The sequence below is a fragment of the Prevotella sp. 10(H) genome (assembly GCF_000711235.1).
Classification (GTDB): domain Bacteria; phylum Bacteroidota; class Bacteroidia; order Bacteroidales; family Dysgonomonadaceae; genus Dysgonomonas.
In genome coordinates this window covers 794,751-821,270 of record NZ_JOMI01000001.1, presented here as the reverse complement: position 1 = coordinate 821,270, position 26,520 = coordinate 794,751, and the positions used below count along the sequence as shown (strand labels likewise).

Annotated in this window: 23 protein-coding genes; 21 read left to right on the top strand and 2 right to left on the bottom strand. The window is 39.1% G+C overall.

What is annotated here, in order from left to right; translation table 11 throughout:
* Positions 1-265: 265 nt before the first annotated feature.
* From K348_RS0103345 to K348_RS0103285, 13 genes are all read left to right on the top strand, one after another.
* Positions 266-1,375: an isochorismate synthase gene (locus tag K348_RS0103345; protein ID WP_081852495.1), complete on the top strand. Its 1,110-nt coding sequence runs from the start codon at positions 266-268 to the stop codon at positions 1,373-1,375.
* A 53-nt stretch (positions 1,376-1,428) separates the two neighbouring features.
* On the top strand, positions 1,429-3,093 hold the full coding sequence (menD, locus tag K348_RS0103340) for a 2-succinyl-5-enolpyruvyl-6-hydroxy-3-cyclohexene-1-carboxylic-acid synthase (protein ID WP_029902899.1): 1,665 nt from the start codon (positions 1,429-1,431) through the stop codon (positions 3,091-3,093).
* Between the two features lie 32 nt (positions 3,094-3,125).
* Positions 3,126-3,644, top strand: coding sequence for a hypothetical protein (locus K348_RS0103335; protein ID WP_156032743.1), 519 nt, complete (start codon positions 3,126-3,128; stop codon positions 3,642-3,644).
* A 13-nt stretch (positions 3,645-3,657) separates the two neighbouring features.
* A complete protein-coding gene (gene menB, locus K348_RS0103330; protein WP_029902897.1) occupies positions 3,658-4,479 on the top strand; it encodes a 1,4-dihydroxy-2-naphthoyl-CoA synthase in 822 nt (273 codons plus the stop codon).
* An 84-nt stretch (positions 4,480-4,563) separates the two neighbouring features.
* Positions 4,564-5,922 carry a S41 family peptidase gene (locus tag K348_RS0103325; protein WP_029902896.1) on the top strand — a complete coding sequence of 453 codons (1,359 nt, stop codon included), beginning with the start codon at positions 4,564-4,566 and terminating at the stop codon, positions 5,920-5,922.
* Between the two features lie 9 nt (positions 5,923-5,931).
* Positions 5,932-6,984 (top strand): o-succinylbenzoate synthase, encoded by a 1,053-nt coding sequence (locus K348_RS19270; protein ID WP_029902895.1) that lies wholly within the window; start codon positions 5,932-5,934, stop codon positions 6,982-6,984.
* A 3-nt stretch (positions 6,985-6,987) separates the two neighbouring features.
* Entirely contained in the window at positions 6,988-8,073 is a 1,086-nt protein-coding gene (locus tag K348_RS19265; protein ID WP_029902893.1) for an AMP-binding protein, read from the top strand.
* 105 nt (positions 8,074-8,178) lie between these two features.
* Positions 8,179-8,943: an amidohydrolase gene (locus tag K348_RS19165; RefSeq protein ID WP_029902891.1), complete on the top strand. Its 765-nt coding sequence runs from the start codon at positions 8,179-8,181 to the stop codon at positions 8,941-8,943.
* Positions 8,944-10,530 (top strand): thiamine pyrophosphate-dependent enzyme, encoded by a 1,587-nt coding sequence (locus K348_RS0103305; protein WP_029902889.1) that lies wholly within the window; start codon positions 8,944-8,946, stop codon positions 10,528-10,530.
* 1 nt (position 10,531) lies between these two features.
* Complete coding sequence (locus K348_RS0103300; RefSeq protein ID WP_029902887.1) at positions 10,532-11,119, top strand: indolepyruvate oxidoreductase subunit beta; 588 nt, start codon at positions 10,532-10,534, stop codon at positions 11,117-11,119.
* A gap of 7 nt (positions 11,120-11,126) precedes the next feature.
* Positions 11,127-12,440: a pyridoxal phosphate-dependent aminotransferase gene (locus K348_RS0103295; RefSeq protein ID WP_029902885.1), complete on the top strand. Its 1,314-nt coding sequence runs from the start codon at positions 11,127-11,129 to the stop codon at positions 12,438-12,440.
* A 41-nt stretch (positions 12,441-12,481) separates the two neighbouring features.
* On the top strand, positions 12,482-13,783 hold the full coding sequence (locus tag K348_RS0103290) for a phenylacetate--CoA ligase family protein (protein ID WP_029902883.1): 1,302 nt from the start codon (positions 12,482-12,484) through the stop codon (positions 13,781-13,783).
* 10 nt (positions 13,784-13,793) lie between these two features.
* Positions 13,794-14,219, top strand: a complete 426-nt coding sequence (locus K348_RS0103285; RefSeq protein WP_029902881.1) for an amino acid-binding protein — start codon at positions 13,794-13,796, stop codon at positions 14,217-14,219.
* 52 nt (positions 14,220-14,271) lie between these two features.
* Here K348_RS0103285 and K348_RS0103280 read toward each other — a convergent pair whose 3' ends face one another.
* Positions 14,272-15,126, bottom strand: coding sequence for an endonuclease/exonuclease/phosphatase family protein (locus tag K348_RS0103280; RefSeq protein ID WP_029902879.1), 855 nt, complete (start codon positions 15,124-15,126; stop codon positions 14,272-14,274).
* Between the two features lie 1,093 nt (positions 15,127-16,219).
* Between K348_RS0103280 and K348_RS0103275 the strand changes: the two genes are divergently transcribed.
* The 4 genes from K348_RS0103275 to K348_RS0103260 all read left to right on the top strand — a co-directional run bounded on the left by K348_RS0103275 (position 16,220) and on the right by K348_RS0103260 (position 20,642).
* On the top strand, positions 16,220-16,654 hold the full coding sequence (locus K348_RS0103275; RefSeq protein WP_029902877.1) for a MarR family winged helix-turn-helix transcriptional regulator: 435 nt from the start codon (positions 16,220-16,222) through the stop codon (positions 16,652-16,654).
* A 16-nt stretch (positions 16,655-16,670) separates the two neighbouring features.
* The gene (locus tag K348_RS0103270) at positions 16,671-17,306 is read left to right on the top strand and encodes an NAD(P)H-dependent oxidoreductase (RefSeq protein WP_029902876.1); all 636 of its coding nucleotides are present in this window, start codon (positions 16,671-16,673) and stop codon (positions 17,304-17,306) included.
* Between the two features lie 29 nt (positions 17,307-17,335).
* Positions 17,336-17,839, top strand: coding sequence for a thiol peroxidase (gene tpx / locus K348_RS0103265; RefSeq protein WP_029902874.1), 504 nt, complete (start codon positions 17,336-17,338; stop codon positions 17,837-17,839).
* 430 nt (positions 17,840-18,269) lie between these two features.
* A complete protein-coding gene (locus K348_RS0103260; protein WP_029902872.1) occupies positions 18,270-20,642 on the top strand; it encodes a glycoside hydrolase N-terminal domain-containing protein in 2,373 nt (790 codons plus the stop codon).
* Positions 20,643-20,700: 58 nt separating this feature from the next.
* On the opposite strand, the gene K348_RS0103255 is transcribed toward K348_RS0103260, so the two are convergent.
* Positions 20,701-20,919: a hypothetical protein gene (locus K348_RS0103255; RefSeq protein WP_051697571.1), complete on the bottom strand. Its 219-nt coding sequence runs from the start codon at positions 20,917-20,919 to the stop codon at positions 20,701-20,703.
* 772 nt (positions 20,920-21,691) lie between these two features.
* Here K348_RS0103255 and K348_RS18305 point away from each other — a divergent pair.
* The 4 genes from K348_RS18305 to K348_RS0103235 all read left to right on the top strand — a co-directional run bounded on the left by K348_RS18305 (position 21,692) and on the right by K348_RS0103235 (position 26,309).
* The gene (locus tag K348_RS18305; RefSeq protein WP_036930056.1) at positions 21,692-21,880 is read left to right on the top strand and encodes a DUF4440 domain-containing protein; all 189 of its coding nucleotides are present in this window, start codon (positions 21,692-21,694) and stop codon (positions 21,878-21,880) included.
* A gap of 117 nt (positions 21,881-21,997) precedes the next feature.
* Entirely contained in the window at positions 21,998-24,343 is a 2,346-nt protein-coding gene (locus K348_RS0103245; RefSeq protein WP_029902867.1) for a TonB-dependent receptor, read from the top strand.
* Positions 24,344-24,360: 17 nt separating this feature from the next.
* Entirely contained in the window at positions 24,361-25,170 is an 810-nt protein-coding gene (locus K348_RS0103240) for a DUF4249 family protein (protein ID WP_029902865.1), read from the top strand.
* A gap of 149 nt (positions 25,171-25,319) precedes the next feature.
* The gene (locus tag K348_RS0103235) at positions 25,320-26,309 is read left to right on the top strand and encodes a DUF5106 domain-containing protein (protein WP_051697569.1); all 990 of its coding nucleotides are present in this window, start codon (positions 25,320-25,322) and stop codon (positions 26,307-26,309) included.
* The last annotated feature ends 211 nt before the right edge of the window (positions 26,310-26,520 follow it).

Below are 26,520 nucleotides of genomic sequence, written 5' to 3'. Positions count from 1 at the left end.
GTTATTTATTTTTGTTATGCTTATAGAATAAATTAACAATCCTGTTTAACAGTTTGTTTTATAGATAGTAGCTATGTATGTTAAATTATTTTTATCTGTATTGTAAACCGGATATTACAAAATGATGGGTGCGAGTGCCTATTCTATTGTTTATGAAAACCGGAATGGAGGAATATGTGTTTAATAACATGTTTTTGATATAAAAAGTTGAGAGGATATAGGGGTATGATGCCCTATTTAGTGTACTTTTGTAAATTGAAAATTAATGAGTTTAGGTTTTGAAATGGAATTAACTCCGGATATCGATTATAGTATTTTTGATTCTCTGATTGACAATAATATTCGCTTTGCCGTATACCGTCAGGCATGGCAGAAGGAAATAAATCTGATTTTGCAGACTTCGCACGATACTGTACAACCGTCTACTTTAAAGGACTTGAACAGTAGAAAAGGTTTTGTTATTGCACCTTTTCATATTTCGAAACAAACACCTGTAATACTGATACATCCCGATGTCCAGATAAAAGGGGAAAGCAAAATCCTGAAATATCTTTCAGAGAATGATTTTCAACAAAATATTTCGGATATAGACCTGCGGAATCAGTCTTCTGTAAATTCTTTTGAGCAATATAGTACCGATTATCAAATATTCTATTCATCACTGATTATGGGTAAGCAACAAAAACTGGTGCTTTCCCGGACATATGATGTAAAGCGAAGTAAGGATTTCTCGGCGGGAATGTCTTTCCGTAAGGCATGCTCTGGATATGATTCTAATTTTGTTTTTCTTTGTAATACTCCCGAAACAGGGACATGGATGGGGGTATCGCCCGAATTACTGGTATCGGAGCAGGCAGATGTATATAAGACTGTGGCTTTGGCAGGTACGAAGAATCTTTCGACTGAAAACTGGGATGATAAGAACCGCAAAGAACAACAGATTGTTGTCGATTATATGCAGCAGCAATTAAGTAGAGTAGGCGACGATATTGTGGTTAGAGGGCCATTTACGGCGCAGGCGGGAGATATAGAGCATCTTAAGACCAAATTTTCTTTTCATCTTAAGTATAATTACAAAATAGGTGATTTATTAGACTTATTGCATCCCAGTCCTGCCGTATGCGGATTCCCGAAAGAAGAGGCTTTCGATTTTATATTTAAGAATGAGTCGTATGACCGCCGTTATTATTCGGGCTTTGTAGGACCGTTAGATATCGAGGGAAGTAGTCGCCTGTATGTGAATTTACGGTGTATGCAAATAGGTAAAGACTTGCTTCGGCTTTATGCGGGTGGGGGGATATTACCCTCATCGGAATTGAAGTCCGAGTGGGAAGAAACGGAGAATAAATTGCAGACGATATTAAGTGTGATATAAAGCTCTCGGCTTCCTTAAAGGAGTGATTCTAGAGAGGAATAAAATATGATAGCATGTTTTCAATAAAGAAAAATGTATTACAAACAATAGCCATGTTGAAAGCATATGGCGTGCACCATATTGTGCTCTCACCCGGTTCGCGTAATGCGCCGCTAATGCAAACCTTTTCGCAAGACTCTTTTTTCGAATGCCATGTGATTGTGGATGAGCGTAGTGCAGCCTTTTATGCATTGGGTATTATCCAGTGCACTCGGAAACCTGTCGTTATCTGCTGTACATCGGGCACAGCCTTGCTGAATTACGCACCTGCTGTGGCTGAAGCTTATTATCAGCAATTACCGTTGATAGTTGTTTCTGCCGACCGTTCTCCCGAATGGATAGGACAGATGGATGGGCAGACATTGCAACAACCTAATGTTTTCGGTACAATGGTAAAGAAATCCGTAAACATTCCCGAAATAAATACAGAGCAGGACGCATGGTTCTGCAACCGTCTTATCAATGAAGCACTGATAGCCTGCACGGCTGATGCTCCCGGTCCGGTACATATTAATGTGCCTATTTCGGAGCCGCTATTCGATTATTCGGTAGAATCATTGCCCGAAGTAAGGAAGATTGATTTTGCGCCACTCCAAAAATCGGTAGATATTACTCCATTTGCAGAAAAATGGAACAAGTTACCTAAACGAATGATTATTGTTGGGCAATTGACTAAATTACCTGAAATGGTTGAGGTATTGGAACGATTGGTAAAACAAAACGATTGCATTGTTCTTGTCGAGCATCTTGCGAATTGCGTTTCTCCTCTTTTCATCTCGTCTTTTGATGCTTTGCTGTATGCTTTACCGGAAGATCAAAAGAAAGATTTTGCACCTGATTTGGTAATCACTTTAGGCGGACATATTGTATCTAAACGATTGAAACAATTTCTGAGAATTAATAAGCCAACTGCTCACTGGCATATAAACCAATCAGGTGAAGTTGTAGATTTATTCCAGTCATTGACTAACCTGATAGAAACGGATAATGAAAAATTCCTGGGCGATTTATATAATTCTGTATCAGCTCACGAAGAAAAACCATATTACAAGTTATGGAAAGAAGATGCGAATAAAATAGTCGAACCGTTATCAGACATTCCTTTTTCCGATATTTTGGCAACAGGTAATTTTATGAAAATGTTACCAGAGAATTCCAAGTTACATTTGGCAAACAGTTCAGCAGTGCGCAATACACAGCTTTATGCCTTGGATAAATCGGTTGAAGTATTTTGTAACCGCGGTACAAACGGCATTGAAAGTTCCTTGCCGTCGACGGTCGGATTTGCATCCGTTTACGAAGGTATAACCTATCTGATAATAGGTGATTTGAGTTTTTTCTACGGGCTTAATTCATTATGGAATATAAGCCATATCAAGAATCTGCGAATATTGCTTATAAATAATGGCGGAGGCGGTATCTTCCATCTTCTGCCGGGGCTGGGCAAAGCACCGTCACTGAAACAGTATGTGGCTGCTACACATAACACCGATGCTGAAAAATGGGCACAAGCTGCCGGATTAAAATATCTGTCAGCTACCAATACAGAGGAATTGAATGCAAATCTACCGTCATTTGTTGATGAAGCTGAAAGTAGATCTATGCTGTTTGAAGTAAAGACTGACATGGAAATAAGTAAGCAGGCATTTAAAGAATATTATCACGGCTTGAAGATATGATTATCAGAAAATTGTCCTTTGTTCTTTTGCTTATGAATATATCGTTAGTCTTATATTCTCAGGAAATATATAAGACTCCGTCTTCCCGAAATGAATTATTATTTTTAGGGGCAAAAAATTCTGATGGCTTACTCAAAGTATGGGATGGAGAGGCGGTTAGATATATATCGAAAAATTCGCTTGAGCAGACAGAGCAATTGAGTTTTGAAGATACCTTTCAAAAATTCTGGGATGCCGATATGCAGATTATCTGCTCGGGCTATGAGCCGTTCTGGAACTTGATATTGAAAAAAGATTCTGTCAAGGGCTTGATTATAGACAAAGAAATAAATACTCCTGTAAATTATTACTATACAAAAACTACGGGGTGGGGCTGGAGCCTTATGTTCCGGTCGGAAGATAATACCATAACGGGTCTTGTCCGTCGGTTAATGTCCGATTGCAATTGTGAATTTGAGATTGAGAATGACATCTCTCTTTTCGAAAGTTTTATTTGCATTGATGGAATTGTTTATGAGGGATGTGTATCTATAAACAGAATAATTAACTAAAACAAAATATATTATGGCTACAAGAGAATGGCAAACCATTAAGGAATACGAAGAAATCCTATTCGATTATTTCGAAGGGATAGGACGCATTACTATCAATCGTCCGCGTTACCGCAACGCATTTACTCCGACTACGACGATGGAAATCAGCGACGCACTGCGCATATGTCACGAAAATCAGGACATATATGTAGTGGTGCTTACCGGAGCAGGCGATAAGGCATTTTGTGCAGGTGGCGACCAGAATGTAAAAGGTAAGGGCGGTTATATCGGCAAGGATGGAGTTCCGCGTTTGCAGGTGCTTGAAGTACAGAAACAGATTCGTTCGCTTCCTAAGCCTGTTATTGCTATGGTAAACGGTTATGCTATCGGCGGTGGACACGTATTGCATGTGGTTTGCGACTTGTCTATTGCTTCGGATAATGCTATTTTCGGTCAGACAGGCCCACGTGTTGGTAGCTTCGATGCAGGATTCGGCTCTTCATATCTTGCACGTGTGGTAGGCCAGAAGAAGGCACGTGAAATATGGTTCCTTTGCCGCCAGTATTCCGCTCAGGAAGCATTAGATATGGGACTGGTGAACACTGTCGTGCCTTTCGACCAGCTTGAAGATGAAACAGTGAAATGGGCACACGAAATGATGCAGCATAGCCCTATGGCGCTACGCATGATTAAAATGGGACTTAATGCCGAACTCGACGGACAAGCAGGTATTCAGGAATTAGCCGGAAATGCGACGCTGCTTTACTATCTGACTGATGAGGCACAGGAGGGCAAGCATGCATTCCTTGAAAAGCGTAAGCCGGATTTTAAGAAGTTTCCAAAGTTTCCGTAACAGCTTTTTAAGATTTGTTTCTTAAAACAGTATATTTTTTCTAATATTGTAAATAGAATAAATGTTGCCCTTTTACTTTATTACATGAGAAAATATTATTGTCTATTATTTTTATCTGCTTTTCTTGTATTGTTTTCTTCTACGGTTCCCGCTCAGAAGAAATTGAGCCGTCAGCAACTGGTTTCTGATGCCGATATATTGTATGTACACATGTACGACATTCATCCCGATCTGTTTGCCGAGTTTGCAAAAGAAGATTTTGAAAAGGATTTGGCAGAGATAAAATTGCAGTTTACCGATTCTATGACTTTTGTAGATTTCTTCCGCCTTGTCACGCCTTTAGTGGTTAAGCTAAATGACGGGCATACACGTATTTATCCACCTGCAAATTTATTGGAAGAAGATAGAATTCAGTTCCCTCTTTTTGTCGATATAAACAAAAACGGAAAAACGTTTAGCCTTAAAAACGATTATTCTGATGCGGCATGGACAGTTCCTGCCGGAACCGAAATTTTATCTGTCAACGGGCATAAAAGCAGGGATATGTATGATAAGTTCCTGACATACATCAGTGGCGAAAAGGTAGAATTCAAGCAGGAAATGATGAAATACCTGTTCAACGCATTACCTTATTTTATCTATGGAGATTCAGTATTTTCTGTTTCGTATATGGATGAATCAAAAAAGGCGAAATCTGTTACTCTGAAAGGTATGTCTTCAGCTGACCTGGAAGAGAGCCGGAAACAATATCAGGAGCAGAAATATCCCGATTATTCTTTTTCAATTGATAAACCCGACAATGTGGCTATAATAGATTTCCGTTCTTTTGTCAATCTCGAACGTTTCAAAGTGTTTCTCGATTCGGTATTTACGGTTATAAAGAAAGAAAATCTCAACAACCTTATTATTGATATCCGTAATAATGGAGGTGGTAATTCGGCTTTGGGAGATGAATTATTCCAGTATATTTCTCCTGTGCCATTTACCCAATACGGAAATGTTACCGTAAAGATATCCCCTACCTTGAAGCGTCTTTGGAATGATAAAGAATCTCCTATAGGTTTGGAAACTTATTCTAATACAGAAGAAAGCTTGATTAAGTTGCGCGAGAATAATTTGCGATATAATGGAAATATTTATTTACTTACAAGTTCCATGACTTTTTCTTCAGCTGCTGATTTTGCATGGGCGTTCCAGTATTTCAAAATGGGCACAGTCGTAGGTGAAGAAACCGGAGGCTTGGTCGTTTCTTTTGGGGATGTAGTTGGTACAAAGTTGCCGAGTACAAATATGAGTTACGGCGTTTCTTTCAAGAAATTCTATGGCTATGGTGCCGACGATTCGAATAGGCATGGTGTGATTCCCGAACATAAGGTTGCGGCGGATAATGCGATGGATTATGCTTTAGAACTGATAAATAAAATAGACATAAGTAATTTATAATTATATATTTTGCTAAAAACAAGAATAATTCCCTACAATCTCCATTTCAAACGTCCCGCAGGAACATCGCGCGGAGTATATCACGACCATCAGATATGGTACGTGGTGATATCTGATGCATCCCAACCGGAACGATGGGGAATAGGAGAGTGTGCCCCCCTGTTTGACTTAAGCTGTGATTATAACGACGATTATGAGCAGACATTAAGATATTTTTGTCAGAAGCTGGAACAAGAGAGCGCATTAAATACAGAGTCCTTACGCCCTTATCCGTCTATCCTTTTCGGATTGGAGACAGCTATGCGACAACTGGAGCAAGGGAGCTTCCGCTTGTGGGATACACCATTTGCCCGTGGCGAGCAGGGTATTCCTATCAACGGATTAATCTGGATGGGCGATTACGATTATATGCTCGAACAGATTGAAACGAAGATGCAGCAAGGTTTTCGTTGCATCAAACTCAAAATAGGATCAATTGATTTTGACAAAGAGTTGGACTTATTGCATCATATTCGCAAGTATTATGCAGCAGATAAAATAACATTGCGGGTCGATGCCAACGGAGCTTTTTCTCCCGATAATGCATTGGATAAGTTGAAACGGCTGACTGAGCTGGATTTACATTCTATCGAGCAGCCTATTCGTGCTGGACAATGGGAGAAGATGTCCGAGCTGGTTAAGATTACACCTTTACCTATTGCACTCGATGAGGAACTGATAGGTATAAATCGTCTGGATGATAAAAAGCGTTTATTGGAAACAATAAAACCCCAATATATTATTTTAAAACCTACATTGCATGGCGGAATCAGCGGGGCTACCGAATGGATTAAACTGGCCGAATCAATGAATATAGGTTGGTGGATAACATCCGCACTAGAGTCTAATGTAGGACTGAACGCCATTGCTCAATGGTGCGCTACTTTTAATCCGGAAATACCTCAGGGGCTTGGAACAGGAGGTTTATATACAAACAATCCGGCCTTTCCGCTGTTTATAAAGAAAGACTGTTTGTGGAGCGACCTTACAGGAGAGATTTTTTCTATAACCGATTTAACCTGAAAAATGTATCAACACTATATAAAAAAACAAACCATAACAATAGATGGCGGGACTTATACTCCCGATATTTTCCGTAGCAAGGGAATACCTGCTTTTGCACTGAAATCCGATTTTCATTATAAACTTTATTTATTCCTGCAGGAATGGTTCTCACGTTCTCCTTTTGTTAAGGTGCTGACATCGGGCTCGACAGGTGCGCCTAAAGAAATGATGATGGAGAAAGAGCGGATGATGAATAGTGCCGAACTTACCTGCTCTTTTCTCGGACTGAAAGAAGGAGATAAAGCGCTGCTTTGCATGTCGCTCGATTTTATTGCGGGTAAAATGATGGTAGTGCGGGCATTGGTTGCCGGACTCGATTTGTATATTGTTCCCGTGTCGGGTCATCCGTTGAAAGATACAAAAGAAACATTTGATTTTACTGCGATGATTCCTATGCAGGTATATAATAGCCTGCAATCGGAAGAAGAACGTTCTAAACTTGAAAAAATCAAAAATCTGCTGATTGGTGGCGGGGCTATCGATGCTCAGCTTGAAAAAACGTTGAATCCTTTTCCCAATAACGTTTATTCCAGTTACGGAATGACCGAAACCCTTTCGCATATAGCTTTGCGTAAGTTGAACGGTGAAGACGCTTCCGAATCCTACATGCCATTCTCTTCTGTTAAACTTTCATTGTCAGGTGATAATGCGCTGATTATTGATGCACCTTTGGTTGCAGGGGAACGTCTGTATACAAACGATATTGCGAAAATAAACGAGGATGGCAGTTTCCGCATAATAGGGCGCAAAGACAATGTAATCAATAGTGGCGGAATAAAAATACAGGCTGAGACGTTAGAAGAACTACTGAAGCCTTTTATTAAAGGACAGTTTGCCATTACATCCCTTCCCGACCAAAAATTCGGTGAAATAGTGGTGCTTGTTGCCGAAGAAAATGTAAATGAACTATTGTTTAAAGATGTACATCCGACATATTATCAACCCAAAAAGATTATAAAGATTGATAAAATTCCATTAACTGAAACAGGTAAAATCAGTCGTGCAGATCTGAAAAAGTTGGTCAGTTCATCATTGATACACAGTTAGCAAAAATATTGATACCCCTTATATTCTTAAATCATTTAAAATTACAAATTGTCATTTCGGCTTTTCACTAAAAATCTTTATCTTCGGGATTCATATCTAATACGCATGGATATTTTATTACTCCAAACCGATATAAAGTGGCAAAAGCCCGCTGAAAACAGGACGCATGCAAGGAAGATAATCGATACGTTGCCTGAGGCAGATTTGATTATTTTGCCTGAAATGTTTACCTCCGGTTTTTGTATGACACCTGCGGAAGTCGCCGAAAAAGCTGATACCGAAACCTTCAGGTGGATGCAGGATATTGCCGGAGAAAGGAATTCTGCAATTGCCGGAAGCGTATCCACACAAGAAAATGGACGTTATTACAACCGCTTCTATTTCGTAAAGCCCGACGGTAGCTATACTACATATAATAAGAAACATCTGTTTACATTTTCGGGCGAAGATAAAGAATATGCAGCCGGAGATGAAAGGATTGTGGTAGAATACAAAGGTGTAAGAATATTGCTGCAAATATGTTATGACCTTCGTTTCCCCGTGTTCTCGCGCAACAGGAACGATTACGACATGATTGTCTATGTCGCCAACTGGCCGACTGTTCGTATCTATGCATGGAGTACACTACTAAAAGCCCGTGCTATCGAAAATCTTTGTTATGTGGCAGGAGTGAACAGGGTAGGGAATGACCCAACTAATCAATACTGTGGCGGTACGGTACTTCTCGATTATTTAGGGAAAGAGCTTGTAGCAGCAGAAAACAATAAAGAAACATCCATACATGCAAGTATTGATATGCAGGTGTTAAAAGAATTTCGAACTAATTTTCCGGCACTCAACGATGCCGATCAATTCAGAATAATAGACTAAATGAAAGAAAAATTACTAATGCTGGGTGACCAAGCCATTGCACTTGGAGCTATCCATGCAGGAATAACGGGTGTTTATGCATATCCCGGAACACCCTCGACCGAAATAACAGAATATATTCAGGATTCGCTTTTAGCAAAGGAGAGAGGAATTCACAGTCAGTGGTGCACGAATGAAAAGACAGCTATGGAGGCTGCTTTAGGAGTGTCCTATGTTGGCAAACGTGCACTTGTATGTATGAAGCATGTAGGGCTGAATGTAGCAGCAGATGCTTTTGTCAACTCGTCGATGACGGGGACGAATGGTGGGCTGGTAGTTCTTGTAGCAGATGACCCGTCGATGCATTCTTCCCAAAATGAACAGGATTCACGTTTTTATGGCAAGTTTGCATTTACTCCTATTTTCGAACCGTCGTCGCAACAAGAGGCGTATGATATGGTACGCTATGCTTTTGATGTTTCCGAGAAATACGAAATACCTGTATTGATGCGCCTTACTACTCGTATGGCACATTCGCGTGCGGTAGTAGAGACTTCGAAGATCAGGGAACAGAATGAAATAAAATTCTCAGAAGATAAGTCGCGTTGGGTACTTCTTCCAGTAAATGCGAGGAGACGTTATAATGAATTATTGGCAGTACAACCCGAACTGGAAAAATTATCTTGCGAGTCACCTTATAATCTTTATAAAAAAGGAAATAAGTTAGGCGTAATAGCCTGTGGAATAGGTTACAATTACCTGATGGAAAACTATCCTGACGGATGCGACCGTACAGTATTGAAGATATCTCAATATCCTTTACCGAAAGAACTTATACGGAAGGTTGTAAACGAATGTGATGAAGTTTTAGTCATTGAAGACGGGCAGCCTTTTGTGGAAGAGCAGCTTCGCGGGTTATTGGACGAAAGCGGAAAGATAAGGGGCCGTCTTACTGGTGAATTGCCGCGTGTGGGTGAACTTACTCCCGATAATGTGCGTAAGGCTCTTGGCTTTACTCATGATGTACATTTCAGTACCAGCGAAAATGTTGTTGGCCGTCCGCCTGCACTTTGTACGGGTTGCGGTCACCGCGATGTATACGATGCACTCAACGAAGTTCTACGTGAGTATGAAAATTCCAAGGTATTCAGTGATATAGGTTGCTATACGCTGGGCGCTTTGCCTCCTTTCCGCGCTATAGATACCTGTGTGGATATGGGGGCGTCTATCACGATGGCAAAAGGCGCGGCCGACGGCGGTTTATTTCCGTCTGTAGCTGTTATCGGTGATTCTACCTTTACCCATTCGGGTATTACAGGATTGCTGGATGCCGTGAATTCGAATGCAAATGTTACAATTGTTATTTCCGATAATCTGACAACAGCCATGACTGGAGGACAGGACTCGGCAGGATACGAGAAACTTGAAGATATTTGTCTGGGTGTAGGTGTTGAGAAAGAACATCTTCGCATTGTGATTCCTTTGCCGAAAAATATGGAAGAGATAAAAAATACAATTCGCGAAGAGATCGAATACAACGGAGTGTCGGTCATTATTCCGCGCAGGGAATGCATTCAGACTTTAAAAAAGAAAACAAGGAAAAAATAAGATGAAACTAGATATAATACTTTCAGGAGTCGGCGGACAGGGAATACTTTCTATTGCCGCCATTATAGGAGAAGCTTCGCTTCGTGAAGGACTTCATATCAAACAGGCAGAGGTGCACGGTATGAGCCAGCGGGGCGGTGATGTGCAGTCCAATTTGCGTATCTCGTCCAATCGGATTCATTCCGACCTTATTTCAAAAGGGGCGGCCGATGCTATTATTTCTCTTGAGCCGATGGAGGCATTGCGCTATATTCCGTATCTGTCGAAAACTGGCTGGGTGGTGACGAATATTTCGCCCTACGTAAATATCCCGAATTATCCTGAGTTGGAAACAATTTTGAAGGAATTGTCTTCTTTGCCGAATGTCATTCTCCTCGATGTGGATGCTATCGCAAAGGATGCAAAGACTGTTCGTGCAGCCAATATGGTATTATTGGGTGCGGCCTCGGTAATTCTGGGTATTGACCAGTCAAAGCTTGAAGAGGCTATCGGACAGGTTTTCGGACGTAAGGGTGAATCGGTTGTGGAGATGAATATAAAGGCCTTCAGAGAAGGCCGTAGCGCTGGTGAGAAACAAGTGAAGAAATAATTATATAATGCAAAACAGAGTATTTAGTCAGGAACAAATTAGCAAAGTTGTTGACGAATTAAAAATAACGAATCTCGAACAAGCCACTATCGGCGAAGTTCTTTTATTAGCTTCCCGTCTCGAACAGACAACGGGGATTCCTTTTATTCGTATGGATCAGGGAGTACCAGGATTAGAACCTTGCAGAATCGGTGTTGAAGCTGAAAAGCTTGCCTTGGATAATGGTGTCGCTTCCATATATCCGGAGGCAGAAGGTATACCTGTATTAAAAAATGAAATATCAAGGTTTATAAAGGCCTTTCTGGATATAGATGTATCGCCTGCTTCCTGTGTTCCTGTAATGGGCTCTGTTGCGGGGTCGTTCGGTTCTTTTATTATAGCTAATCAATGTAATAAAGGAAAAGATATTGTTTTATTCATCGATCCAGGTTTCCCTATTCAAAAGTCACAACTTAATATTCTTAATATCAATTATGAAGAATTTGATGTCTTTGCTCATAGAGGAGATGGACTGAAAGGCAAATTGGAAGAATATCTTAGTAAAGGTAATATTTCGTCGATCATTTATTCAAATCCTAACAATCCTTCATGGATATGCCTTACAGATAGCGAACTGCAGATAATAGGAGAACTTGCAACAAAATATGATGTAATCATACTTGAAGATCTCGCTTATTTCGGTATGGATTTCCGTTCTGATTTTGGTCGGCCTTATAAGCCGCCCTATATACCTACAGTTGCAAAGTATACGGATAACTATATTTTGATGTTGTCTTCGTCCAAAGTATTCAGTTATGCAGGGCAACGGGCTGCAGCACTTGCCATATCGGATAAATTATTTTCCCGTAGATATGATGCTTTGGCCGAACGGTATTCGACATCCGGTCTTTTCGGCTCTACTTTTATAAATTCTATACTTTATATGATAACGTCGGGAGTTACACACTCTACCCAATACGGATATGCTGCTATGATGAAAGCTGCGACTGACGGGAAGCTTAATTTCGTAAATGAAATCAGCGAATATGGCCGGCGTGCTTATAAGATGAAAGAATCATTTAAGAATCATGGATTCCATGTGGTGTATGATAAAGATATAGACAGGGATATTTCCGACGGTTTCTTTTTTACAATCGGTTATAAAGATATGTCGAGCGGTGAATTGATGCGTGAATTATTGTATTATGGAATCAGCTCTATATCGCTTTCTACTACCGGGAGTGAACAACAAGGGATAAGAGCATGCTGTTCTCGGATGAAGGAGGATCTATATAATGTTTTGGATCAAAGATTGAGAGCCTTTAGTCTCGATCATCCATAAATATAAGTAAAGCAACACAAAAAAACTAAATATATATCAATATGATCTGGAATGAGCCAAAGGAATGTATGTTGCCTGAAGAAAGAAGTCGTCTTCAGGGAAAGCGGCTGCATAAACTTGTAGATAAGGTTTATCATAATACTCCGTTTTATCGCCGGAAGATGCAGGAGATGAATATAATGCCCGATGACATTCAGACAGTGGACGATATAGTAAAGCTACCTTTTACTACCAAGCAGGATCTGCGGGATAATTATCCTTATGGATTATTTGCCGTGCCTATGTCAGAAATTGTAAGGATACATGCTTCGTCTGGAACGACAGGTAAACCAACTGTAGTAGGATACACTCGCCGCGACTTATCTATATGGTCGGAGATGATTGCCCGCAGCTTGAGTGCATTCGGAGCCAACCGTCACGATATTTGTTCAGTAGCATACGGGTATGGTTTATTTACAGGTGGGCTGGGCTTGCATTACGGAGTGGAACATTTGGGTGCAACAGTCATTCCTATGTCGAGTGGAAATACGGCGAAGCAAATCCAGTTTATGCACGATTTTGGAGCAACGGCAATTGCTTGTACTCCGTCCTATGCATTATATCTTGCAGAAGCTATGGAAAAAGCAGGAAATCCTCGCGATGAATTTAAGTTGAGGATGGGTATTTTCGGTGCAGAGCCATGGACAGACAATATGCGTAAAGAGATAGAGACTAAATTGGGTATTAATGCTTATAATATATATGGTTTGAGTGAAGTAATGGGCCCCGGAGTATCTCATGAGTGCGAATTAAAGGACGGCTCACATATTATTGACGACCACTTTTTCCCTGAAATAATATCTCCCGATACACTTGAGCAATTACCTTATGGTGAACAGGGTGAATTGGTATTCACCACTTTGACAAAAGAAGGTTTGCCTTTGTTGCGTTACAGGACGAAAGATTTATGCTCGATCACCGATGAACCATGCAAGTGCGGACGTACGAGCGTGCGTATGAGTCGCATTGTGGGACGTAGCGACGATATGCTTATTATCAGGGGAGTAAATGTATTCCCGTCCCAGATAGAAAGTGTTATCCTGGAAATGGAAGAGTTCGAGCCTCATTATTTGTTGATTGTCGACAGAGTGAATAATCTGGATATACTTGAAGTACAAGTTGAAGTACGTGACGGATACTATTCTGATGAGATTTCCAAGATACTGGCATTGAGGAACAAAATAGCACATCGTTTGCACAATGTATTGGGAATTAGTGCCGATATTAAACTGGTAGAACCCTATAGCATTAAGCGGAGTGAAGGAAAAGCACAACGTGTAATTGATAAACGAATATTTAATTAAAATTGGCCGTATGATAATTAAACAGCTATCTATTTTTGTAGAGAACAAAACCGGAAAGATCAATGAGGTTACCCATATATTGGGTGAAAACGGTGTGAATATGAGGGCGTTTAGTCTGGCCGAAAGTGCAGATTTCGGGATATTGCGACTAATTGTATCGGATGTCGATTTGGCCGTACGCGTCTTAAAAGAAGCTCATTACGGACTAAGTGTCAATGATGTGCTTTGCCTGTGTTGCCCCAATGTGCCCGGTGCTTTGGCTGCAATACTGGAATATCTTGCAAAAGAAAATGTGTTTATTGAATATATGTATGCCTTTTCACAAGGTAATACTGCAAATGTAGTTATAAGGCCAACTGATATCAATAAATCTTTAGAGATACTGACTCGTAATAAGTGTGATTTACTGAGTCAGGATAAAATGAAAGAATGCTAAAAAGAATGGCCTTTGATTTCTTATCAAAAGCCATTTATTTAATTCTATATATTTATTCAATTTCTATCTGTGCTGTTATTAATGAATGATCGGAAATGAATATGTCATTCAATTTTTCAGGTATCACCGTGTGTTTCAAAACTTTTGTGTCCGGCTTCACAAAGATGTAATCTATAAACTCACGCTTATCCAGTGGCACTTTTCCATATCCGTGATATGTCCAGTCTGTTCCACTTTTTGTTACAGCGAGATCTTTAGTATGTGCCATATAATTAGGATTAGCAGGGTCTTTTACATGCTTGATAACATCGGAATCGGGTGTTGCATTAAAATCTCCGGTCATAATAACCGGTAATCCATTGCTTAGTTTACCTGTTTCGTTGAGAAGAAGTGTGACGCCTTCCTGTCGTGCAGCTTTTCCAACATGGTCTAAGTGAGTATTAATGAAAAACACCTGTTTCTTAGTATCGGATTCTTCTAGTACTGCCCATGTAGCGATTCGCTCGCAAGCTCCATCCCAGCCTTTCGAGCCGGCAACCTCGGGTGTTTCGCTTAACCAGAAATAACCGGATTTGATTTCTTTAAATTTATCTTTTTTATAAAGTATAGCACAGTATTCGCCTTTTTCTTTGCCGTCCTGACGTCCGACTCCAATTGCATTATATTCTGGTAAGCCGGCCTTTAAATCATTGAGCTGGTTAACCAAAACTTCTTGCGTACCTACAATATCCGAATTGTAATCTTTAATTATCCGTGCAGCAACATCTTTTCGGTATTGCCAGTTGTTAAGGCTGTCAGCAGGATTATCATAGCGGATATTGAATGACATAACATTCAATTCGACTGGTTTCTCTTTGCAGGAAATTAGTAATAATGCAGCGGTTAATGCATAAAGTATTTTTTTCATAGTAATGAGATTTTATAATATTTGAAATATCAGAACAGATTTCTATTGAATGAGCTTCAATTAATTTCTATGTTTTACAACTTTCAGGTTATTTTGATTTCCTTATACAGATGTTTTTCTATGTCTGTTTTATTAAACAAAGATAATATCCATGCGAATAAAAGCAAAAATATTTGTTAAATTTATAGTTTATTACTAATTGAAAGATAGTAGTTGTTAATCAGAGAAGATTGTAAGAAGTGATCTTCCGGATTTAACATTTTCACTATTGCTTATATTATATTTGCTGCTTACTTTTGTAATAAGCGAGTCTGAATACATATAACAAATCAGAATAATGCATTTAACGTCTTTTTCAAGACGGGGATAATGATCAGTGAAGACAAATAAAGACGATTTAAGTAAATCATTAGGATTGTCCGGTAACTGCTGTTGCCGGGCTTACTTTTTTATAATACTTTATATCTTAATTGCATAATACAATTGTACGGAGTCCACAGACTAAAAACCGTAATTAGCTGATAGGTTATCACCGCCTATTTTCCCAAATAAATCGATGAAGTGTGGAGACAATATATAATATTGAGCCATTAACAGTTGATATATAGATATATCGCTGTAGACTCCGTAGCTATTGTTTCTTTACTTATTATTTGTAGCTGTCAATATTCTTTTTTTTGAATTAACCTACTAAAGGTTCATAGATAAAATATTATAGTGCAATGTAAAGTTTCTATTATCCTTGTTTTATCAGAAAGACCTTATTTCATCCCGTTTCTTTATAGAACATTTAAGTCTTTAGACTTAGTACCGCTCGAATGCTTAAAGGTGCAACTGCATAGTACCTGCCATCCCGTTTCATCCTAAAGAGGATATAAGTCCTAATCCTTGGCAAAATAAACAATTATTTTTGAAGTTACAAAAAGTTAACGGAATAATCTGAAATATTATATTAAAACTTTATAATTAATTATACCCTTTTTCCTTTTTATTAGTCTGTCAGCACATTCTTAGTTTATTTTTTTTTTGCATTAATATTTGTATAATCAAATTTATTATATTAATTTTGTGCAATATAATTTTGTAAAACTAAATGATAAACGAACTAAAATTAAATAATCAACTGTGTTTTCCTGTCTATGCCTTATCAAGGCAAATTACGGCATTGTATCGCCCATATCTTGACGAGTTAGGAATAACTTATCCGCAATATCTTGTATTGATGGTTTTGTGGGAACAAGGCTCAGCTACTGTAAAACGACTTGGGGAGTTATTGTGGCTCGATAGTGGAACGCTCACCCCTCTGCTCAAACGAATGGAGATGAGTGGATTGGTGGTAAGAAAACGCTCGGCAGAAGATGAAAGAGTGGTAGATATAATGATTGCAGACAAGGGCAAAGCATTGGAGAAAAAAGCCGAAGCGATTCCTCCGGTAATGAAAGAGAAACTTGGATTAAACGATGCTGAGCTTAAAGAATTAAGGGATAAATTGAATAAACTATTACTAATAACGTGCGATAATAAATAATCAACAGATAATTACAATGAATTTACTAGATACACTAAAATGGCGCTATGCCACAAAAAAATTCGATCCGACTAAAAAAGTAGATCAGAAACTTGTAGACCAAATAATAGAAGCAGCGTGGCTTGCACCGACATCGTCGGGATTACAGCCTTTCAGAATAATTCAGATAACGAATCAAGAACTAAAAGAGAAGATTGTTCCAATAGCTTTCAATCAGCAGCAGGTAGCCGAGGCTTCTCATCTACTGGTTTTTGCCGCATGGGATAATTATACATCGCATCGTATAGATAATATATATAAGCATACAACAGAAGGTCGGGGACAAACTCCCGATCGTTATAAAGATTATACCGACAGATTGAAGAAAGCTTATCTGAATCGTCCTTCCGAAGCGAATTTTGAGCATGCAGCACGCCAGGCATATATTGCTTTTGCTTTTGCCATAGCTATGGCGGCAGAGCTTCGGATAGATTCTACACCTATGGAAGGATTCGATAGTGATGCACTGGATAAACTTCTTGGATTGAACGATATGGAGCTTAAAAGCGTTACTATTCTGCCTCTTGGCTATCGGGATGAAGCAAACGACTGGTTGGTAAATCTTAAGAAAGTCCGACATCCTAAAGAAGAATTCCTTATTGAATTTAAGTAATAAAATATATAACATTAAAAGAAAAGATTATGGCAACAGTTACATTTAAGAAAGACATAACAGTGAATACAAGTGGTCAGCTTCCTGCTAAAGGATCAGAAGCACCGGACTTTGTATTGGTAAAAAGCGATTTGTCTGAAGTTTCTCTGAAAGATTTGAAAGGTAAGACAGTAGTTCTTAATATATTCCCAAGCTTAGATACAAGTACATGTGCAGCTTCTGTACGCCGTTTCAACAAAGAAGCAGCATCTTTATCAGATACAGTAGTCTTGGCTATATCTGCCGACCTTCCATTTGCAGCAGGCCGTTTTTGTACTACAGAAGGTATTGACAATGTTATGACAGCATCTGTGTTCAGGAACACAGCTTTTGCAAAAGACTACGGAGTATTGATGCTCGACGGCCCGTTGAAAGGATTACTGGCGAGGTCGGTCGTAGTTATTGACACTAACGGCAAAGTTACTTATACAGAGTTAGTGCCGGAAATCACAGACGAACCTGATTATCAGTCTGCGATAAATGCTGCAAAATAATACAAACGTATTAATAATATAAGTGGGGGCTTTGCTGATATGCGAAGCCCCCGTCTTTATATAATATATAAATATAAAACCTCCGTATTCTCTGCGGAGGTTTCAAAAGATATAAATCAAAGTTTGTTGTTTAGAGTCAGAAAATCTGATCAAATCAGGACTTTGCAACTAAGAAAATATACTTAATTATTTAAGTCGGGGCAATGTAGATATTATTATTAATTATTCATAATAAAATAAGAATATTTATATAATTTTAAATTTATACAGCTCGTTTTAGGTTAATTTCCAGTTGATTATCTTCTGTTTTTATTCAATCTACAATATCACAAAGTAATATTTTTATTTTGCGAATTATAAAAATCTTTACGCAATAAAATACTACATTTGTTAAAAGGCTTAATACATGTCAAACACAATATTTCCTATTATGAAAAACGGGAGCATACTTTTCTTTTACTTTCTATTTACCGCTCTGACCTTATCGGCTCAGAATCCCGGACAAATGAATACCTGGCAATATTATTTCGACCGTCCGGCACAGATTTGGGAAGAATCCATACCTCTCGGAAACGGTCGCATCGGTATGATGCCATGGGGTGGCGTAGACAGGGAAAGGGTTGTGCTGAACGAGATATCTTTATGGTCGGGTAACAAACAGGATGCCGATAATCCAGAAGCTTATAAATATCTTGGCGAAATACGCCGGCTCTTATTCGAGAGGAAGAACATGGAAGCTCAGGATCTTATGTATAAGACTTTCACTTGTAAAGGGAAAGGGAGTGCGGGCGCTGATTATGGCAAGTTCCAGAACTTTGGGAATCTGTACGTTGATTTTATATATCCCGATGCATCTGTACCCACTAAATATAAGAGGACACTGGATATGAACAATGCCTTATCAACCGTTTCATATACTAAAGGAGAGGTAAATTATCAACGGGAATATCATACTTCCTTCTCAGATGACCTCGGTCTTATTAAATATACAGCTGATAAACCCAAGGCGCTAAGCATGCGCTTGTCTGTTGAACGGGATGAGAACTATAAGGCGTATGCCAGCGGAAATATTCTCTATATTTTCGGCCAGCTTCCTGCGGGAGAAAACCAGCAGGGTATGAAATATCTGGGTATGATTAAGGTGCTTAAGCGTGGAGGTTCTCTTTCGACTACCGATAAAGACATCATAATAAAAGATGCCGATGAGGTTACTTTATACCTTTCTTTAGTAACAAATTATAAGAATAAAGATCATGAACGTCTAGTATCCGATATTTTAAATAAGGCTGGAGAAAATTATAATAAGCTAAAAAGCAATCATATAAGGGAATACCAAAAGCTATTCAATCGTGTAGATTTGACTTTAGCTAAAAATAGTAACTCCGGTCTACCTATCGACAAACGTCTTGAAGCCTTCGTTAAAGACCGTACAGACAACGATCTTGCAGCCCTATATATGCAATACGGACGTTACCTTCTGATATCTTCGACACGTGTAGGTGGTCTTCCGCCCAATTTGCAAGGTTTATGGGCTCCACAACTAAGCCCTCCATGGAATGGAGACTATCACTTGAATATCAACCTGCAGATGAACCTTTGGCCAGCCGAAGTCTGTAACCTTTCAGAACTGCATAAACCTTTGATAGAGTATGTGAATTCACTGGTTGAGCCGGGGAGCAGGACAGCCAGAGTCTATTACGATAGCGACGGTTGGGTAACTCATATACTGGGTAATGTCTGGGACTTTACCTCTCCGGGCGAAAGTCCTTCGTGGGGAGCCACTAATACGTCCGGCGCATGGCTTTGCCAACATTTGTGGGAGCATTATGCCTATACTCAGGATATTGAGTATCTGAAATCAGTTTATCCCACTATCAAAGGTGCTGCCCGCTTTTTCGAAGATATGCTGGTCGAAGACCCTAACAACGGCTATCTCGTTACAGCGCCGACCACCTCACCTGAGAATTCATACAAAACCTCTTCGGGTGATGTTCTCAGTATCTGTGCAGGCTCGGCAATGGATAACCAGATTATCAGAGAGTTGTTTTCCAATGTAAGTGCAGCAGCACGCCTGTTGGATGTAGATAAAGACTGGATACAAGGTATCGAAGCTAAAAAAGCGAAACTGGCACCGACCACCATAGGAAAGCACGGGCAAATAATGGAATGGCTCGAAGATTATGACGAAGCCGAAATTCATCACCGTCATGTGTCCCAGCTATATGCTCTGCACCCCGGATATGAACTTACCTATGAGAAAACACCGGAGCTAATGCAAGCAGCAAAAACAACACTGGAGAGACGAGGTGATGAATCTACCGGCTGGTCTATGGCATGGAAAATCAATTTCTGGGCACGGCTCAAAGACGGGGAAAGAACTTATAAGCTAATCGGCGATTTGCTTAAGCCTGCAGGAAGAGATCACGGTACATACCCTAATTTGTTTAGCTCGCATCCGCCTATGCAGATCGACGGCAATTTCGGTGGCTGCGCAGGTATAGCGGAAATGCTGGTGCAGAGCCATGCCGGATATATAGAACTATTGCCTTCAGTACCTCGTGGCTGGGCGGACGGTTCGGTCAGAGGTCTTAAAGTCAGGGGCGGAGGAGAAGTCTCTTTTGCATGGAAAAACGGTAGTATGACCGATATCGAATTTAAGGCTGTGGCTTCAAATACATTTACTATCAAATTGCCGGATAAAGAAAGAAATGTAAAAGGGATAAAAAACTACCGGCTAAAAAATGATATGCTGACAGCCGATCTGAAAAAGGGGCAGAAGATTACGATAATATTCAATAACTGATAATGATAAAGGTTACCTTTCCGGTAACCTTTATATTTTTTATCCGATCGTTATTCTGTCATCCGGTTATATATTTTTTCGATCTCGATTTCCGCGCCAGAATAGTGATCGATATAGCTATCGCGCAATATATCAGAAACGGAACGATAATGAAGTATGCAGCATAGTCGTTATATTGCCCGAAATTAAATTTTAATATAGCCAGAATGAGAAGGTAAGAAAAGAATACAATATATGATATTCTGTGTAAAACCTTGTATTTGCTGTACTTTTGCATGATTGATAAATTTAGCTGTTAGAAACTATAAGAATCAGATTCCTCAAACAATCAATACTTTTGTCTTTTCATACGCAGTCCTTTCTTTATGAAGTGATATACACGATAAACATAGACCTTAAAAATCACATTTCCAAATATTTTAGCTAATCTTTGCAATTAGCGTTTTAATCCTTAAATTAAGATGATTAAAGCTCAGCGCATAATTGTTAAAAGGTAACAAAAGTAACGGAAATTTCAGTTGACAAGTAAACAAGATACGAGATACGAGTTGAAAGACTCGTCTACTTGTTTACCGTTTACTTGTATCTAATTGTGAAATTTACATTAATTGACTGTATTTAGTTAAAAGGTAACAAAAGTAACTTAATTTACAGGTATTAGCCAAATTATTAAAAATTCCTTGTTAAACTAAAGAATTATTTCAAAGATCGACAAGCTAATAATAGCTATTACATAGATAAATTTTTCATCCATTATTAGAACCAGGATATGTTATAGATACTGTTAAATTTAATTAATCTAATTGTGTTAAAATATAGCTTTTTACTACGTAATACAACATTTTTTAATGTGTTATTTTTATAAAACCCACTCATAAACATATAGATGATGATAATCAATAATATGAAATTACAAGTAATTTATTAATTTTCATTTCTTTTAAATATTGTTAAATTGAAGTTTCCAATGTGATAAAACTATCAAAATGTCGTACTAAGTAGGAGAGATTTATTAGAGTATTAAACAAACTGACACTAATTTTTATTAAATGACACCTGAAGACAAAGTAATAGCTTGTGAGAACATACTATTACGAGCGATGAAAGATTGCGATCGCGATGTTTTGGATACATTGCTACACGATGACTTATTATTTAACGGCCCAACAGGAGAAAAGGTAACAAAGGAAATCGATTGGCGGCGGTTGCACTCCCATGCCATAACTAAAAGATTATAATCATTCATTCGTCGGGTAATACTATCGTTTGGTCGATTTGCGATTGCCTGCATACAGCTATAGATATAGCTTTGACTCCTGAAGTTGATTTTTGACACTAAATTTAAACTAGTAATTATGACATTACATTATCGTTTCGTACAAAGAAATGCTAGATTTTTCTTTGCACTGACATTCTTTATTCTTTTTTCATCTTTTTCGTATGCACAAACATACAAGATAAAAGGCATAGTATATGATGCTCGCACTAAGGAAACATTGATAGGCGTTCCTATCATAGTAAAAGACCATGGAGGAAAGGGTATTGCCTCGGATGAAAAAGGTGAATACAATTTATCATTGCCAAAAGGAAACTACATTTTACAGGTAGACTATATAGGCTATGAAAAACGGGAAATAAGTATATCCCTCACTAAAGATATGCGCCTTGAAATCGAACTTCAACAGACATCCATAGGATTGCAGGAAGTCGTGATATCCGGCGGTCGGGCCGATGCCAATGTTTCATCTCCGCAGACGGGAGTCGAACGGCTCGAAATAGAGAAGATAAACAAACTGCCTGTTTTATTGGGTGAGCGAGATATCATCAAGACAATTCAGCTGACTCCAGGTGTACAGGGAGCAGGGGAAGGAAGTTCGGGTTTTTATGTGCGTGGCGGTAGCGCCGACCAAAATATGATTCTGCTCGATAATGTACCATTGTATAATGCATCACATCTTATGGGTTTCTTTTCCACTTTCAACTCCGATGTACTGCGTGATATAACACTTTACAAAGGGGCTATGCCGTCGCAATTCGGAGAACGCTTGTCGTCTATCCTCGATGTACAGCAACGAAACGGGGATAATCAGGGCTATCATGTTTCGGGAGGTATCGGCTTGATCTCTTCCAAACTGAATGTTGAAGGGCCTATTCAGAAAGGAAAATCGTCCTTTATCGTAGGGGCAAGGCGTACATATGCGGATGCAATCGGACGGTTGGCAGGAATAGAAGAAATGAAGAACAGCTACCTTTATTTCTACGATCTGAATGCCAAGCTGAATTTCAGTCTTTCGGATAAAGACCAGCTATCCTTTTCGGGATATCACGGTACGGATAAAATGGTACTGAAAGATGATGCCGAGATCAACTGGGGGAATATGTTCGGTACACTGAAATGGTCACGCATAATGAACAGTAAATGGAATTCGTCTACATCTGTTTTCTATAATCAGTATAAATACTATTTCGGTATGAATATAGGAATGGATATGCACGGGAAAGCCAAGATAAAGGATTACGGGCTTAAGCAGGAATTTATATTCGAACCTAATAAAAACAGTTTGTGGAGATTCGGATTGAGTTCTACCTTCCACGATGTAGGCCCGGGTAACTACGAACTGAATTCGGAAGAAAAGAGTAGTGTAGATTTACATCACCGTTATTCGTCAGAAAATGCTATCTATGCATCGAACGAAATGAAACTGACCGACAGGCTAGAAGTCATATACGGACTACGATTGTCCGCATTTATGGCCTTGGGTAAGGGCGAATATTACAATCTCGATGCCGATAACAATGTTATAGACAGTGTGTGGTATAAGTCGGGTAAAGTGGTGAAAACATATGTAAATTTGGAGCCGCGTGCATCATTGGCATATAAACTCAATAATACTTCTTCTGTAAAAGCTGCGTATGCGCGTACAGTACAGAATATGCACCTGTTGACGTATGCAGCGCAGGGAACCCCTTTCGACAGATGGACTTCCAGTTCGAATAATGTAAAACCGCAGATAGCAGACCAGTATTCGATCGGTTATTTCCGCAACTTCTCCAATAACACATATGAGTTCAGTGTAGAAACATACTACAAGGATATGCGTAACCAGATCGACTACAAGGACAATGCTAATATTCAGGGATACGATGTTGTAGAAACAGAATTGCGATACGGCAAAGGCCGTGCCTACGGTGTAGAACTGATGCTGAAAAAGAGACTGGGACGCCTCACCGGCTGGATCGGATACACTCTGTCCAAATCGGAAAAGAAAATCGACGGGGTTAACGAAGACAAGTGGTATAATGCCTATCAGGACAGGACGCATGACCTTTCCATTGTTAGCGTCTATGAGCTAAACCGTAAATGGACGCTTTCGGCGGCATGGGTATACTATACTGGAAATGCCATTACTTATCCGAGCGGGAAATACCAGATAAACGGCAAGGATGTCATGTACTATGCAGAAAGAAACGGCTACCGTATGCCGGATTATCACCGTCTCGACCTCGGTGCTACCTGCCTGCTGAAAAAGACTTCTAAGTTTGAGTCCGAACTGGCTTTCAGTCTTTACAATGCTTACGGTAGGGAGAATGCCTATATGATACGTTTCCGTACGAATAATGATGATGCAAGTAAGACTTCTGCCTATCAGTATTCATTATTCACATTTGTGCCGTCTATTACATGGAATTTTAAATTTTAACTGCTAAAATTAAGATTATGAACAATATATATAAAGTACTAAGATTACCCGCTGCAATAATGCTCTTTCTTTTCACAGCTTATTCATGCGAAAAAGAAATAGACGTCGACTTGCGTTCCGTGCCGCCGCGTATACAGATAGAAGGGATGGTACCGCAGAATACATTAGCTAAAGTACGTATCAGTCATACGATAGATTTTGATGACAACAGCGGATATCCGTTCCTTAAAGGAGCGATAGTGAAAATATCCGACGATGCCGGAAATTCCGAAATATTGGAACAGGATGCTACAGGCTGGTATGTAGCGGAAACCTTGAAAGGAGTAGAAGGACGCACATACAATATGTCGGTATTATATGAAGGAATAGAATATACGGCTACGTCGAGAATGCCCTCGCAGGTGAAGCTCGATTCGGTGACCACATACAAGATTCTGGCAATGGATTATGCTATCCCGATGATTCACTTCAAAGACCCTGTAGGAAAAGAACATGAAAATTATCGTTGCCTTTTATTCATCAATGGGGAACAGCGTTCAGACATAGACGAGATTACTGTTTCAACCGAGTTTACGGACGGTAATACAATGCATCTGCCATTACCTGTATTTTCTGATAAGGATGATGATGATATTATCAAGCAGGATGATGAATTGACTATCGAATTCCAGTGCCTAGACAAACCTTCTTATACGTTCTTTTTTAATTTGAGCGAGATAAGTAACTCTCTTAACAACCCTACTTCCAATATAAAAGGCGGAGCGTTAGGTGTATTTTATGCCTATTCTTTCGATCGTAAATCGGTGATCGCCAAGTGGGAAGAATAGAAGATTTTTAAAAGTAAAGTAAACAAAGATATCTGTTGAAATTGACAGGTATCTTTGTTTTTTTAAACCTATATTTTCAACAAACGTGCTGCTAAGAGAACAATTAATATGTTAATTCGTTAATTATAGAAACCTGTAAAACAAGTGACATGATTAAATCGAATAAACAATACTACATACATTGCCAGTTAACTGCCATTTCATTTTTCGTTTTGATATTTTGTTCATGCAACGGAAATTCAGATAAGAAGGATAATATATCAGAAGATAGTCTGCAAACAGATAAGAAGAGGGAATTTAATATGATAGCCATTCCTTATCAATTAACTGCTCCTGCCGACCGTGCAGCATATCTCGCTGCGCATTACTGGGATAATTTTGATTTTTCGGATACCGTATACTGCCATATGCCGGAAGTGACCGAGCAGGCTTTTACGAATTACATAGATATTTTTCCGCATACTTCATTCGAAAATGTCGAGTCATCGATAAAGAATATACTGACATCGGCCGAAAAAGAAGAAACAGGCCGGATGTTCCGTTATTTTACAGATATGTATGATAAATATCTTTATGATCCTAACTCGCCGATGCGCAACGAAGAATATTATATTCCGGTAGTGGAATATATAGTAAATGACAGTCGGGCTTCTGATGTAGTGAAGGAAAAGGCAAAATTTGATCTGGAAATGCTGATGAAGAACAGAGTAGGAGATAAAGCTGCGAATATAAGTTATACACTTCCGTCCGGCCGCTCGGATATGCTTTATAATATCAATAGCAGCTACACACTCCTTTATTTTTACAATCCGGGGTGTGAAGCTTGTGAAGAAGCGAGTTATGCTCTTATGAACTCTCCTGTTATAAAGACGATGCTGAAAAACGGACTGACAGTATTTGCATTTTACCCTGATAAAGACCTGACGGAATGGAAAAGATACCTGCCTGCATTTCCTTCTGAATGGATAAACTGCTACGACAAGAATCAGGATGTTACCAATAAACGTTTATATGACCTTAAGGCTATACCTGCTATTTATCTTTTAGACAGAGATAAAAAAGTAATATTGAAAGATACCAATGTGCAGCAGGTTGAGGATTATTTACGAAATGCAAATCCGGTAGTATTTGTTGATTGAATTAATTCCACGCTAGCCTCTTAGCAAGACTAATTATTAAAATCTCTTTAATAAATATGCTCTAAACTCATTTATAGCAAAGAAATCCTTGCACACTCAACGGAAAGTACTATTTTTAAAAATTCTATTTGTAAAAGCGTTGGGAAGGGCAATTTTATATATAATACTCTTAGTATTTTGCGTTAACTATGCACATACGCAAAATCTGAAA

Bases quoted from the DNA above. Each gene is read 5' to 3' on its own strand.
- K348_RS0103335 (WP_156032743.1), top strand. From the start codon at position 3,126: ATGAATATATCGTTAGTCTTATATTCTCAGGAAATATATAAGACTCCG.
- K348_RS0103240 (WP_029902865.1), top strand. From the start codon at position 24,361: ATGAACAATATATATAAAGTACTAAGATTACCCGCTGCAATAATGCTC.
- K348_RS0103325 (WP_029902896.1), top strand. From the start codon at position 4,564: ATGAGAAAATATTATTGTCTATTATTTTTATCTGCTTTTCTTGTATTG.
- K348_RS0103270 (WP_029902876.1), top strand. From the start codon at position 16,671: ATGAATTTACTAGATACACTAAAATGGCGCTATGCCACAAAAAAATTC.
- K348_RS0103275 (WP_029902877.1), top strand. From the start codon at position 16,220: ATGATAAACGAACTAAAATTAAATAATCAACTGTGTTTTCCTGTCTAT.
- K348_RS0103260 (WP_029902872.1), top strand. From the start codon at position 18,270: ATGAAAAACGGGAGCATACTTTTCTTTTACTTTCTATTTACCGCTCTG.
- tpx (WP_029902874.1), top strand. From the start codon at position 17,336: ATGGCAACAGTTACATTTAAGAAAGACATAACAGTGAATACAAGTGGT.
- K348_RS0103345 (WP_081852495.1), top strand. From the start codon at position 266: ATGAGTTTAGGTTTTGAAATGGAATTAACTCCGGATATCGATTATAGT.
- K348_RS19265 (WP_029902893.1), top strand. From the start codon at position 6,988: ATGTATCAACACTATATAAAAAAACAAACCATAACAATAGATGGCGGG.
- K348_RS0103285 (WP_029902881.1), top strand. From the start codon at position 13,794: ATGATAATTAAACAGCTATCTATTTTTGTAGAGAACAAAACCGGAAAG.
- menB (WP_029902897.1), top strand. From the start codon at position 3,658: ATGGCTACAAGAGAATGGCAAACCATTAAGGAATACGAAGAAATCCTA.
- K348_RS0103300 (WP_029902887.1), top strand. From the start codon at position 10,532: ATGAAACTAGATATAATACTTTCAGGAGTCGGCGGACAGGGAATACTT.
- K348_RS18305 (WP_036930056.1), top strand. From the start codon at position 21,692: ATGACACCTGAAGACAAAGTAATAGCTTGTGAGAACATACTATTACGA.
- K348_RS0103305 (WP_029902889.1), top strand. From the start codon at position 8,944: ATGAAAGAAAAATTACTAATGCTGGGTGACCAAGCCATTGCACTTGGA.
- K348_RS0103295 (WP_029902885.1), top strand. From the start codon at position 11,127: ATGCAAAACAGAGTATTTAGTCAGGAACAAATTAGCAAAGTTGTTGAC.
- K348_RS0103235 (WP_051697569.1), top strand. From the start codon at position 25,320: ATGATTAAATCGAATAAACAATACTACATACATTGCCAGTTAACTGCC.
- K348_RS0103245 (WP_029902867.1), top strand. From the start codon at position 21,998: ATGACATTACATTATCGTTTCGTACAAAGAAATGCTAGATTTTTCTTT.
- K348_RS0103255 (WP_051697571.1), bottom strand. From the start codon at position 20,919: ATGCAAAAGTACAGCAAATACAAGGTTTTACACAGAATATCATATATT.
- K348_RS0103290 (WP_029902883.1), top strand. From the start codon at position 12,482: ATGATCTGGAATGAGCCAAAGGAATGTATGTTGCCTGAAGAAAGAAGT.
- K348_RS19165 (WP_029902891.1), top strand. From the start codon at position 8,179: ATGGATATTTTATTACTCCAAACCGATATAAAGTGGCAAAAGCCCGCT.
- menD (WP_029902899.1), top strand. From the start codon at position 1,429: ATGTTTTCAATAAAGAAAAATGTATTACAAACAATAGCCATGTTGAAA.
- K348_RS0103280 (WP_029902879.1), bottom strand. From the start codon at position 15,126: ATGAAAAAAATACTTTATGCATTAACCGCTGCATTATTACTAATTTCC.